13 protein-coding genes are annotated in these 12975 nt (G+C 30.1%); 12 read left to right on the top strand and 1 reads right to left on the bottom strand.

Translation table 11 applies throughout. The annotated features are described in order from the left end of the window. Window positions 1-386: 386 nt before the first annotated feature. The 6 genes from GQS57_RS08750 to GQS57_RS08725 all read left to right on the top strand — a co-directional run bounded on the left by GQS57_RS08750 (window position 387) and on the right by GQS57_RS08725 (window position 6498). Window positions 387-560 (top strand): hypothetical protein, encoded by a 174-nt coding sequence (locus GQS57_RS08750; protein WP_165732482.1) that lies wholly within the window; start codon window positions 387-389, stop codon window positions 558-560. Between the two features lie 175 nt (window positions 561-735). After that, window positions 736-903 carry a hypothetical protein gene (locus GQS57_RS08745; RefSeq protein WP_165732481.1) on the top strand — a complete coding sequence of 56 codons (168 nt, stop codon included), beginning with the start codon at window positions 736-738 and terminating at the stop codon, window positions 901-903. A gap of 616 nt (window positions 904-1519) precedes the next feature. Further along, window positions 1520-2194 (top strand): YiiX/YebB-like N1pC/P60 family cysteine hydrolase, encoded by a 675-nt coding sequence (locus GQS57_RS08740; protein ID WP_205860243.1) that lies wholly within the window; start codon window positions 1520-1522, stop codon window positions 2192-2194. A gap of 479 nt (window positions 2195-2673) precedes the next feature. Then, the gene (locus GQS57_RS08735; protein ID WP_165732480.1) at window positions 2674-2868 is read left to right on the top strand and encodes a hypothetical protein; all 195 of its coding nucleotides are present in this window, start codon (window positions 2674-2676) and stop codon (window positions 2866-2868) included. Between the two features lie 113 nt (window positions 2869-2981). Further along, window positions 2982-5816 carry a pitrilysin family protein gene (locus tag GQS57_RS08730; RefSeq protein ID WP_165732479.1) on the top strand — a complete coding sequence of 945 codons (2835 nt, stop codon included), beginning with the start codon at window positions 2982-2984 and terminating at the stop codon, window positions 5814-5816. 265 nt (window positions 5817-6081) lie between these two features. Then, complete coding sequence (locus GQS57_RS08725; protein WP_165732478.1) at window positions 6082-6498, top strand: hypothetical protein; 417 nt, start codon at window positions 6082-6084, stop codon at window positions 6496-6498. Window positions 6499-6711: 213 nt separating this feature from the next. Here the strand turns inward: GQS57_RS08725 and fabD are convergent, their stop codons facing one another. After that, a complete protein-coding gene (gene fabD / locus GQS57_RS08720) occupies window positions 6712-7599 on the bottom strand; it encodes an ACP S-malonyltransferase (protein ID WP_165732477.1) in 888 nt (295 codons plus the stop codon). 520 nt (window positions 7600-8119) lie between these two features. On the opposite strand from fabD, the gene GQS57_RS08715 reads away from it, so the two are divergent. From GQS57_RS08715 to GQS57_RS08690, 6 genes are all read left to right on the top strand, one after another. Then, window positions 8120-8830 carry a DUF547 domain-containing protein gene (locus tag GQS57_RS08715; RefSeq protein WP_165732476.1) on the top strand — a complete coding sequence of 237 codons (711 nt, stop codon included), beginning with the start codon at window positions 8120-8122 and terminating at the stop codon, window positions 8828-8830. 263 nt (window positions 8831-9093) lie between these two features. Then, the gene (locus tag GQS57_RS08710; protein ID WP_165732475.1) at window positions 9094-9579 is read left to right on the top strand and encodes a rhodanese-like domain-containing protein; all 486 of its coding nucleotides are present in this window, start codon (window positions 9094-9096) and stop codon (window positions 9577-9579) included. A 137-nt stretch (window positions 9580-9716) separates the two neighbouring features. After that, window positions 9717-10334 (top strand): TIGR04282 family arsenosugar biosynthesis glycosyltransferase, encoded by a 618-nt coding sequence (locus GQS57_RS08705; RefSeq protein WP_165732474.1) that lies wholly within the window; start codon window positions 9717-9719, stop codon window positions 10332-10334. A 59-nt stretch (window positions 10335-10393) separates the two neighbouring features. Further along, window positions 10394-11209: a purine-nucleoside phosphorylase gene (locus GQS57_RS08700; RefSeq protein ID WP_165732473.1), complete on the top strand. Its 816-nt coding sequence runs from the start codon at window positions 10394-10396 to the stop codon at window positions 11207-11209. A gap of 254 nt (window positions 11210-11463) precedes the next feature. Beyond that, the gene (locus GQS57_RS08695) at window positions 11464-12027 is read left to right on the top strand and encodes a transposase (RefSeq protein ID WP_165732472.1); all 564 of its coding nucleotides are present in this window, start codon (window positions 11464-11466) and stop codon (window positions 12025-12027) included. 58 nt (window positions 12028-12085) lie between these two features. After that, entirely contained in the window at window positions 12086-12970 is an 885-nt protein-coding gene (locus GQS57_RS08690; protein WP_165732471.1) for a sterol desaturase family protein, read from the top strand. Window positions 12971-12975: the final 5 nt, after the last annotated feature.

Raw genomic sequence — 12975 nt, 5'->3', positions numbered from 1 at the left:
TTCGTTTTTACATTTTAAAGACTCATTAAACATTTCAATAACTCCCCATATCCAACTTCTATAAATTCGATTGTAACATTTTTAAATCTTACTATTTGCCCAAAATACAATGGATTTAAAAACTTTGAAATGGTTGCCCAAATTGACAAACAACTGGAGTCAGAAAATATTTGGTAAGGGAAGAATTATACATCTTATTTGAAAAATTAAGTATAAAAAACACTCTAATTTTCAGCTTAAAAACAACCACAAAAGAGTTAATTTAGTTTGATTCTAAAATTAAAAAAAGCTAACTTCGTTAGCTTCTGATATAAAACATTGCAATGATTTAATATCATAAGAGTTGCAAGTAATTGGCGAAATCACTCAACACAAAATAAAAAAGTATGAAAAATAAGATATTTGTAATTATACAAAGTTTAGGATTATTATTTTTTGGTTTAAATATTTTTTTTGAGTTTATAAAATTTGAAAACTCAAAAGTAAATCCAATTGGTATTGTAATAATTTGTGTTATTTCACTATTATTTACCTTAAAAAAGAAGAAAAGTACAGCATAAAAATTATGAACACTCTCTCGCTCGTCAACAAAATTAAATTTATGAATTGTGGGAATTGCAAAACGTGTGAATTTACTCAAACTCTGAAAATTAAATTGGCGGAATTATCACTCAAAATCGGAATTTAGAAAGTTTGCGGAATTGAAAAATATTATAAATTAGAAAAAATAACATTATGAATAAATCACAAATTAAGGGAATTGCAGTTTTGATTTTCGCAATTATAGCATATTTATTACTTGATAATAGTTTTATGAAGACAGCTTCAGGATTTTTATGTGCTGTAGGTTTAGGATTAATTTTAAAATGGATTCCATTCAAAAAACAAAACTCAACTGAATAATTAAAAATCGGAATAAAAACAACGAAATGCCAACAATGTATAAAAAGCATAGGGCTTTTGTCTTAATTCCAAAGTTCTGTGTTTATTTACAAAGTCCGCTAAATATAAAATTTGGCATTTAAATCCGAAAATATAAAATCAAAATATTTATATTTAGCTAAGTGTTAAACCCGAAACGATAGTGCTTATCTACTGCCCTACGTTTCTTATACCAATCCGTTAACGAAACCGAAAATCAATCACAAAAATAAAAACGAACTCTTTCTTGTTCGTTTTTTCATTTTAAAGACTCATTAAACATTTCAATAACTCCCCATATCCAACTTCTATAAATTCGATTGTAACATTTTTAAATCTTACTATTTGTCCAAAATACAACGGACTTAAAAACTTTGAAATGGTTGCCCAAATTGACAAACAACTGGAGTTAGAAAATATTTGGCAAGGGAAGGATTATACGGAGATTGAGAATATTAAACAAGTTGTAAATGTTAGTTTAAAAAAATAGCAGAAACATACTTGGTATGATTAATCGTTAAAATAAAAATCTAAAATAATTCTAGATCTATTTAGTTCGTTGTAATTTTGCGATTCCTAAATTTAACAACAATAAATCATGAATAAAATCTTAAATCAGACTTATCCTTTCCTTATACTCTCTTTAATTTTATTCAGTTGCAAAACTAGTCAAAAGAATAAATTTGAACTGCAACAAGGAGACTTACTATTTCAAAACACAGGAACAGGTGAAATAGACAATGCTATTAAAAACGTAACGGCAACTTCAGTTTCTAAAAACTATTCGCATGTTGGTATGGCAATGCAAAAAAATAAAGAATGGTTTGTAGTAGAAGCGATACCAAAAGAAGGTATTCGTCAGACTCCATTGCAAAAGTTTCTGAATAGAAATAAAAATAAACTCAATAAATCTCAAACCACAGTGGCTAGACTAGATAGTTATTACCAGCCTTATATTTCTAAAGCAATAGCCTATGGTATTGAAAGAATAAAAACACCTTATGATGAGATTTTTTTATGGGATGACAATTCTTATTATTGTTCCGAATTAGTTTATAAAATGTTTTCTTCTCAAGACTTACCTAAAGACTCTATTCCTTTTCTTACGCACCCAATGACATTTAACGACAGCACAGGAAACCCTATGCCTAGTTGGAAAAAATACTATGAAACACGCAACCAACCAATTCCTGAAGGAATTGAAGGAACGAACCCGAACTTAATGGCTAGCAGTCCTTTCATCACATTTGTACATGATTATGAAAATGAATAACGCGTAACTTCTTTTCTATAAACAATTGACGCCGTCAGCAATAATTAAAACTCGTTTTGCTGCTTAATTTATAAGTTTAGAATATTTAATAGGTACATCAATCTCCTATTTTATGAAGTATGATCATGAAAGCAAATAAAGGTAGAAAAAAATCTCTATCTAAATCCGATTGATTATTTGACAAATAATTTATAGCTAAGTTTTAGCACACTTACAGAAATAACTCAGAATTCATCCAAACAAGAAACAAAAAACATTAATTACAAGTAATTCTCAAGCTATTCAATCAGTTTTCTGCTTTTTAATGTTCTTATATGATAATTATATCACCCTTAGAATATCATATCCATAAAACCTTCTTGTAATGTTTTACATATTCATGTTTCTTCACCCTTTTATCGGATTTTAACAGTTATAAATAGACAGCCCTTTCAAATCACAATAAATTTGCAGCCGATTTATTAATGATACTAGAAAACATGAAACTGATTAAAATTAAAAGAAAAACACGCCTAGAAAAACGATTTACGCCCAAAATGGGAAAACTACACACCAATGTAACCTACATTCAAAAAAGATTATTTAATATCATACCTATAGAAACGGTACACAAATATAGAGAAACATATTACGGAGAAATTAAAGCTTGTGAAGACTGCGTTTTATCTAAATAATATTCAAAATCCTAAACTAAAGTTTAGGATTTTTTTTGCATTATATTTAACAATACAAAAAATATGACCATCAATAAATAATAGTATTTTTAAAAGCTTAAAAATCAACCTAAATGAAAAAAATATTACTTGTATTCTTAGCAACAACTTGCTTATTAAGTTGTAAAAAATCATCCGAAGAAAAAACACCAGAACTGAGTATCAATTATAAAAAAATTGAATTAGAAAATGGCTTAGACGTTGTTTTTCATGTAGATAAATCAGATCCTGTTGTAGCAGTAGAATTAATGGTTCATGTTGGTTCTGCAAGAGAAGTGGAAGGTAGAACTGGTTTTGCTCATTTATTTGAACATTTATTATTCTTAGAATCAGAAAATTTAGGAAAAGGTGGATTGGATAAAATGAGTGCAAGAATTGGTGGTTCTGGTGCTAATGGATCTACTTCTAGAGACAGAACAAACTACTTACAAACGGTACCAAAAGATGGTCTAGAAAAAATGATTTGGGCAGAAGCCGACAAATTAGGCTATTTTATAAACACCGTTACAGACCCCGTTTTAGCAAAAGAAAAACAAGTTGTTAAAAACGAAAAAAGACAAAGTATAGACAACAGGCCGTACGGACATAACCAATATGTAATTGGTAAAAACTTATACCCAAAAGACCATCCATATAACTGGCAAGTTATTGGCTCTTTAGAAGACTTACAAAATGCAACATTACAAGACGTAAAAGATTTTTATAAGAAATGGTATGTACCAAACAATGCTACTTTGGTATTATCTGGAGATATAGATATTGCACAAGCTACAGAATGGGTTCACAAATATTTTGATGAAATACCTAAAGGTGATGACATTCCTGCGCTAGAAAAAAGACCAGGAAAAGTAGATACAATTAAGTCTTTATATTATGAAGATAACTTTGCTAGAGTTCCGCAATTAACAATGGTTTGGCCAACAGTAGAACAATACAACCCAGACTCTTATGCGCTAGATGTATTGTCTCAATATTTAACAGATGGTAAATCTGCACCTCTTAATCAAGTTTTAGTTGATGATTTAAAATTGACATCTAGAACTGGTATGTACAGCAGAAATTCTGAATTGGCAGGAGAAATTCAGATTTCGATAAGAGCTTTTAATAATGTAAAATTAGACGATGTAAAAGCTGGAGTTGAAAAAGGATTGTCAAAGTTTGAAACTGAAGGAATTTCAGAAAAAGATTTAAACAGAATAAAAGCAGGTCAGGAAACTAATTTTTACGCAGGCCTTTCTAGCGTTTTAGGTAAAGGAACAAATTTAGCTTCTTACAATACCTATTTAGGCAACCCTGGCTTTGTTACAGAAGATATTAAGAGAACATTATCTGTTACCACAGCAGATGTAATGCGTGTTTATAATACATACATCAAAAATAAAAATTACATAGCAACAAGTTTTGTTCCTAAAAGTAATGCCGAATTAGCGCTGACAAATTCTGAATTAGCAGATGTTGTTGAAGAGAAAATTGTAACAGGTGCAGAAGAAAATTTTGATCCTAAAATTGCAGCAACGTACGAGAAAACACCTTCTACTTTTGATAGAAGCGTAGAACCAAATTATGGCGAAACTCCATCTTTAGCAGTTCCTAAAGTATATGAAAGTAGTTTAGAGAATGGTTTAAGAATCTTTGGAATTGAAAATGACGAAGTGCCTTTAGTACAGTTCAATATTACTATTGATGGTGGGCAATTATTAGAATCTATGGACAAATTAGGTGTTGCTAACTTAACTGCAGATTTATTAAATAAAGGAACCAAAAACAAAAGCGTAAAAGAATTAGAAGAAGCTATTCAAGAATTAGGCGCTTCTATTTATGTGTATTCAGATGTTGAAAACATAACTTTAAGCGGAACAACCTTAGCTAAAAACTATGATAAAACATTAGCTTTAGCCCAAGAAATTTTATTAGAACCAAGGTTCGATGAAAACGAATTCGATTTACTAAAAAAAGCAACCATTGCTAATTTACGTCAGCAAGAAGCGAGCCCTAATTCTGTAGCAAGAAATGCTTATAACGAGTTAATTTACGGAAAAGAAAACATCCGTTCTAAAAATATTTTAGGAACAACAACATCCGTAGAAACAATTTCTATAGAAGATTTAAAAACGTATTACAACAAGTACATTTCTCCTTCTGTAGCTAAAATGTTGGTTGTAGGTGATATTTCTAAAGAAAAAGTAATTGCTTCTTTAACAACACTAAACACTAATTGGAAAGCTAAAGAAGTTACCATTCCAACTTATAAGACACCAGATACACCAACAAAACCAGCTGTTTATTTTTATGACATTCCGAATGCAAAACAATCTGTTTTACAATTTGGTGCTCCAGCTTTGGCGGCAACGGATAAAGATTTTTACGCAGCTTCTGTGATGAATTATATTTTAGGTGGCGGTGGTTTTGCTTCTCGTTTAACACAAGAATTACGTGAAGGAAAAGGATATACGTACGGAGTTCGTTCTGGGTTTTCTGGAACAAAAGCAAAAGGTGCTTTTACCGTTTCTAGTAGTGTACGTTCTAATGTTACTTTAGAATCTGCTCAATTAGTAAAGCAAATTTTAGAAGAATACCCAACTACTTTTTCTGATAAAGATTTAGAAACCACAAAAAGTTTCTTAATTAAAAGTAACGCACGAGCTTTTGAAACTTCTAGAGCAAAACTAAATATGTTGTCTAATATTAGTAATTATGGTTGGAGTGCTGATTATGTAAAAGACCAAGAAAATACGGTTAACAACATGACCAAAGAACAAATTACAGCATTAGCTAACAAATATGTGAATCCTAATAAAATGATTTGGTTAGTTGTGGGTGATGCAGAAACTCAACTAGAAAGAATGAAAGAACTGGGTTATGGAGAACCAATTTTATTGAACAAAAGAGCTGAGAAAATCAAGAATTAGCTTTAAAAATATTTTTATAAAATCCCCAATTTCAAAATTGAAATTGGGGATTTTTTTGTTTTATAAATTACTCCACCAAAAAACTAAATTAACAATAAAGCACATAAAACAGTCTCAATCATTTTTACAAAAAATCGAAATTAAAAATAACCACAAAAGAACTAATTTAGTTTGTTTCTAAGTTTTTTTAAAGCTAACTTCGTTAACTTCTGATATAAAACATTGAAACGATTTCATATCATTAGAGTTGTGTGTAATTTGAGAAATGACAGAAACCATATCAAATAATGAGAAATCTTTTAACATTTTGAATAAATTAATTCTGAATGGATTTTATGATGGAAATATAAGTCCCAACAGAATTGAATTGAATAGGAAATACGGATTATTTAATTCTGGTGGAAACCATAGAATAATCGGAATTTTGAATAATGAAAATAAATTTGAATTAAATTTTGACTTTAAGTTCCCTATGAATATAGCTGTGAAAATTGCAATCGGAATTGGAATAGTTTTCTCAATTATTTCTTTAGCTTATGGAAATTGGTTTTTACCTATTCCATTTTTTATCACACCATTTCTGATTACGTTTTTTGACTTTAGATTAAAAAAGAAAAAGGAAATTAATCTTCTTACTTCAAAGTTTATGGAAATATATAAATCGGAATATGAAACGAAATAAAAACTACACACAACACCGTGTAAAAAAATTGCTAAATTAGTGCACTAAAAGCAGTTGCATTTTTGCAAACAACAATTTTCCTACGGAAAATAGCCGTTCACAAAAATCGCAACTTTCATTACACAACAACGTTAACGAAACCGAAAATTCGGCCACAAAAAAAACGAACTCTCACGAGTTCGTTTTTTTAATATATAAATATTTTGCTAAAATCTATTCCGCTAATGTAGCTCCAGAAGCAGCAACGGATCTATCAATCTTACGCATTAAACCTTGTAAAACTTTACCAGGCCCAACCTCAATAAATTCCGTTCCACCATCAGCAATCATAGCTTGCACACATTGCGTCCATTTTACAGGCGCCGTTAACTGAGCAATTAAGTTTTCTTTAATTTCATCCGGACTCGTAACTGCTTTGGCAACTACGTTTTGGTATACAGCACAAGTAGGCTTGCTAAATACAGTCTCTTCAATTGCAGCTGCTAATTCAGCTCTTGCAGGCTCCATCATTGGCGAGTGAAATGCACCACCAACAGGTAATAATATAGCTCTCTTTGCTCCTTTTTCAGTTAAAACAGCACACGCTTTTTCAACCGCAGCAATTTCACCAGAAATAACCAATTGCCCTGGACAATTGTAGTTTGCAGCCACCACTACTCCATCAATTTCTGCACACGTTTCTTCAACTACATTGTCTTCCAATCCTAAAACTGCCGCCATGGTACTTGGTGCCGCTTCACATGCTTTTTGCATTGCCAAAGCACGTTTAGAAACTAATTTTAAACCGTCTTCAAAAGTTAAAACGCCGTTAGCAACTAAGGCAGATAATTCTCCTAAAGAGTGTCCTGCAACCATTTCTGGCTGAAAAGAATCGCCTAAAACTTTCGCTAAAATTACCGAATGTAAAAAGATTGCCGGCTGCGTAACTTTCGTTTCTTTCAACTGTTCCGCCGTTCCTTCAAACATAATATCTGTTATCGAGAAGCCTAAAATCTTGTTTGCTTTTTCAAAGTATTCTTGCGCCAATGCAGACTTTTCGTATAAATCCAATCCCATTCCTGTAAATTGCGCTCCTTGACCCGGAAAAATATATGCTTTCATAAATTGTAATTTTGTGTCGTTGTTTGTTTGATTAATTGTCTGCAAAAATAATCATTTTTATTGGAAGCTAATCCCACTAGGAGTTTATCTTGAACCTCCTCGAAAGGCAATCGCTTTTTTTATTACGAAACAGCATAAAAAAGAGCTCAAACATTAGTTTATACAGAGCGTAGTCGAAGTACTGCAATCTGGGCTAAACTTGTTTGCCAACTATTTGTAATCATAAAACAGTAAATAGATTTATCTTTAATAAAATTTTAATGGTGATCATATTCAAGAACTTCATTCAATGAGCAGGTATCAAAAATTTAACCATTCTATATTGCAAAACCTCAAAGTTTTTTAAAACCTTTGAGGTTTATGAATTAGGTAGCTTTGTAGTTATCAACCTATACATATTTATATTTTTAATGTACTAAAAGAACTACTTTTAAAAATAATATCAAATAACTAAATTATCAACTATTATTTGTAATCAACTTAAAAAATTTTCGTCTATATAATTAGAAAACAAAAATCAATGAAAAAAATACTTTTAGTAATCGTCACTCTTTTTGCATTATCAAATGCAAATGCGCAAACAGCAATATTTCATAATTTGTTACAAAATAACGTAACCAAAGACGGAGTTGTAGATTACAAATCACTGAAACAAGATCCAACAGAATTAAATAGTTATATTTCTTATTTAGAAAAAACGACTCCAGATAATTCATGGTCAAAAAACAAACAAAAAGCCTTTTGGATAAACGCCTACAATGCCTATACTCTTAAACTTATTTTAGACAATTACCCTTTAAAAAGCATTACAGACATCAAAGAAAACGGACTTATTGCTTGGAAAATACCGTTTGCTAAAGTTGGTGGAAAAACCTACACTTTAGATCATATAGAACATACCATTTTAAGAAAACAATTCTCAGATCCAAAAATACATGTTGGTGTAAATTGTGCTTCTGGTTCTTGTCCTAAATTAGGAAACAAAGCATTTACAGAAAAAAATGTAGAAGCAGAATTAACGCATTTAATGAAAGTTTTTGTAAACGATACTTCAAGAAATAAAATTACAGAAAACAACATTCAAATATCTTCTATTTTCGATTGGTTTAAAGAAGATTTTATCAAAAATGGTACAATTATCGATTTTTTAAACAAATATTCGGAAACTAAAATTAGCCCAGAAGCAAAAATTAGTTATCTAAAATATGATTGGTCTTTAAACGGAAAATAGTATTTTTATTTTTCAAATAAATATCAAAAACGATTATGATGTTGCACATTAAATAGAATTTGTAAGAAGCATAAAACACAACAAAGAACTTGGAAACAGGTTCTTTGTCTATTCTAAAAAGGGTTTAACAATTGTATAAAACAAAAAAAACTATAACTTTATAAATTAGTACAGGCCAACTTCGCTTTTAAGAATACTCTAAAAAAAATCGTTGTAGAAGTTAGGTTCAAATAACATCTACCAAAGGAGCAAATAAATATATAATGAAGAAAATTTTAATTCTCTTTCTACTGATAACATCAACACTATCTGCACAAAAGAAGTTAGATAAATTGTTGAACAAATTCAACAAGAACAATGTTCCTTATATTTATGTAGATACATTAGCAACTACAAAAACTTTTCTTTTAGACGCTAGGGAGCAAAAAGAATACAATGTCAGTCATTTAGAAAATGCGATACTTGTTGGTTTTGATCATTTTAACATCAACGAAACAATAGATAAATTACCTAAAAATAGAGATGCAAAAATTGTAGTGTATTGCTCTGTTGGTGTTCGTTCAGAAATTATTGCACATCAAATTATAGAAAAAGGCTATACAAATGTTTATAATCTTTTCGGAGGAATTTTTGAATGGAAAAATAACGGTTTTCAAGTAATAGATACCTTGGGTACCCCAACAGAGAAAGTCCACACTTATAATAAAGAATGGAGCAAATGGCTTACAAAAGGAGAGAAAGTTTATTAAATAAGTTTGCAGTAGACAGTTGCTGTTTTCAGTGATTAATCTTGTACTTAAAATAAAAATATATTAAAAAATTCTTACCACATTAAAACATAGCCTATGTTCCTTATGCTTCTATGTGGTAAAAACTTGATACATTAATGGAAAATAAAATAAATAGTGAAAATTTATTATTAATCTTCACCAGAAATCCAGAGTTAGGCAAAGCAAAAACACGTTTAGCAAAAACGGTTGGTGATGAAAAAGCTTTAGAAATCTATAAATTTTTATTAGAAAAAACACGTAATATTTCCTCTGAAGTAACATCTGATAAAGCGGTTTATTATTCTGTAAAAATTAGAGAAAACGATATTTGGGATGCCAGTAGCTATCAAAAACACCAACAAGTTGGAGAAGATTTAGGCTTTAGAATGTTAAATGCTTTTAAAAATAGTTTTGATGTGGGATATGAAAAAGTAATGATTATTGGTAGCGATTTATATGATTTAACATCAGAAAACATAGAAAATGCATTCCAACAATTAGACTCAAATGATGTGGTTTTAGGACCTGCAGAAGACGGTGGTTATTATCTTTTAGGAATGAATGCTTTACAAGAAAACATCTTTAAAAATAAAGACTGGGGAACGGCTTCAGTTAGAAAAGATACCTTAGCAGATTTACAAGATAAAGCAGTATTTTTGTTAGAGGAATTAAATGATGTGGATGTTTTTGAAGATATCGAGCATCATCCTGCATTTGCACAATTTTTACAATAACAAAAGTACCCTCGACTGCGCTCGACCATACAACAGATACTGAACTAAATTCAGCATACATGAAAAAACAACAATTACAAGAAACCATCGATTTTTTAAAATCAAACGGAATTACAAACCCAGAAATCGGAATTGTTTTAGGAACAGGATTAGGAAAGATAGTTGACGAAATTTCAATAGAAAAAGAAATTTCGTATTCAGATATTCCAAATTTTCCAGTAGCAACGGTAGAGTTCCATTCTGGTAAATTAATTTACGGAGAATTGTCTGGAAAAAAGGTACTTGTAATGGCAGGACGTTTTCACTTATACGAAGGTTATAATCCATGGGAGGTAACATACGGAATTAGAACTATGCACGGTTTAGGCATTAAAAACCTACTAATCTCTAATGCTTCAGGAGCCATTAACTTATCATACAAAAAAGGAGATTTAATGCTCATTGAAGATCACATTAATTTACAAGGAAGTTCTCCTTTAGCTTTTCAAGGAGCCAATACTTTTGGAAATATCTTTGCAGATATGCTAGCACCATATTCCGAAGAAATAAACACCAAAATTATAGCGGTTGCCAAAGAGCAAGGTATATTATTACACAAAGGTGTTTACACAAGTGTTTTAGGTCCGCAATTAGAAACTAGAGCAGAATATAGAATGTTGCAAATTTTAGAAACTGATGCCGTTGGTATGAGTACCGTTCCGGAAGTTATCGTTGCAAAACAACTCAACTTGCCTTGTGCGGCCATTTCTGTATTAACGGATGAATGTGATCCTAAAAATTTACAACCTGTAGATATTACAGAAATTATTGCTATTGCCGGTGAAGCAGAACCTAAAATGATTACGCTGTTTAAAGAGGTGATAAAAGTAATATAGTTTGGTTTAAACAAAATTAAAGTACGTCACAGCCCTTTCTAACCAACATATAAATAGCTAAAGACACTAAATAAAAGATACACAAAGAGATAAAATTTAATTCAGAAATTTCTAACACATATATAACTGTTAATTATTTCTTCATGTGATTTAAGTAAGATCTAAAAAGGTTATAAATAGATTTCTTAAATTACAATCTAATTAAGACCCTTCAGGTTTTAAAAACCTGAAGGGTCTGTTTTAAGAAAACAATCATGTTACGTGAAAAAATTGAACCTGGAAATTACTACCATATTTACAATAGAGGTAATAATGGTCAGGATATCTTTTTTGAAAAAATGAACTACACCTATTTTTTAGATTTAATTAAAAAATATCTTTTACCGGTTTCTAAAATCTATTCATTTTGTCTTCTAAAAAACCATTTTCATCTATTGTTGAGAATCAATGATAATTGTGAAACATCTTCGAAACATTTTTCAAATTTATTTAACGCTTACACCAAGTCTATAAATAAGAAATACGGTAGAACAGGAAGTTTATTTGAAAAACCTTTTAAAAGAATTAAAATTGAGAATGAAATTTACTTAAAACACTTGATTTTATACATTCACCTTAACCCAGAACATCATCAAATCTCTAAAGATTTTAGTAAATTCAAGTACTCTTCTTATCAATCTATTCTATCTAACAAAGAAACAAATATTGAAAGAAATGATGTTGTAAATTATTTTGATGGAAACGAAAATTTTAAAGAAACTCATTTAGAAAGGAAAATTATAATTACAGAAAAAAACAAAAATATCTTTTTAGAATAACAATAATTTTAAGATTCTTCAGGTTTCAAAAAACTGAAGGATCTATATTACCGACACAATGAATAAATACATCGACATCATAAAAAGTTCCTATTCTGATTATTGGAATTACGTAAAACAATCTGTTTTAATGGATCTTAATTGGGAGAACTATTTCTACGGATTAATTATTATTTCTCTAGTTGTTTGGGGATTGGAAGCTATTTTTCCTTGGCGAAAAAACCAATCATTATTTAGAAAAGACTTTTGGTTAGATACATTTTATATGTTCTTCAATTTCTTTATACTGAATTTAATTGTCCTCATCGCTTTATCTAATTCGGCTGCAGAATTGTTTAATGATATTTTAGGAATTGTAGGTTTGTCAATTGCAAATTTTCAATTGCTAGAAATTAACAAACTACCATTTTTTGCACGTATTTTTATCTTTTTCATTGTCGTAGATTTTGTACAGTGGTGGACGCACAGACTATTACACACGTTCGAGTTTCTTTGGAATTTTCACAAAGTACATCACTCAGTAAAAGAAATGGGCTTTGCTGCACACTTGAGATATCATTGGATGGAACCCGTAGTTTACAGTTCTTTAAAATACATTCCATTAGCAATTATTGGTGGATTTTCTGCACAAGATGTTGCTATAGTTCACTTTTTTAACATTTTTATTGGGCATTTAAACCACGCAAACATTAATTGGGATTACGGTTGGTTAAAATACATTTTAAACAATCCGAAAATGCACATTTGGCATCACGTTAAAGTATTACCAGAAGACAGAAAAAATGGTGTAAACTTCGGAATTACATTAAGTATTTGGGATTATATTTTTAAAACAAACTACATTCCGTATTCTGGTAGAGATATCGAATTAGGTTTTGAAGGTGATGAAGAATTCCCTAAAAACTTCATCGAACAAGAACTATATCCTATAGTAAAAAAGTAACTCTT

The organism is Polaribacter sp. 20A6 (assembly GCF_011378915.1).
GTDB classification, from domain to species: Bacteria; Bacteroidota; Bacteroidia; order Flavobacteriales; family Flavobacteriaceae; genus Polaribacter; species Polaribacter sejongensis.
The sequence above is the reverse complement of the archived record's forward strand: the minus strand, read 5'-3'. Positions and strand labels throughout refer to the sequence as shown.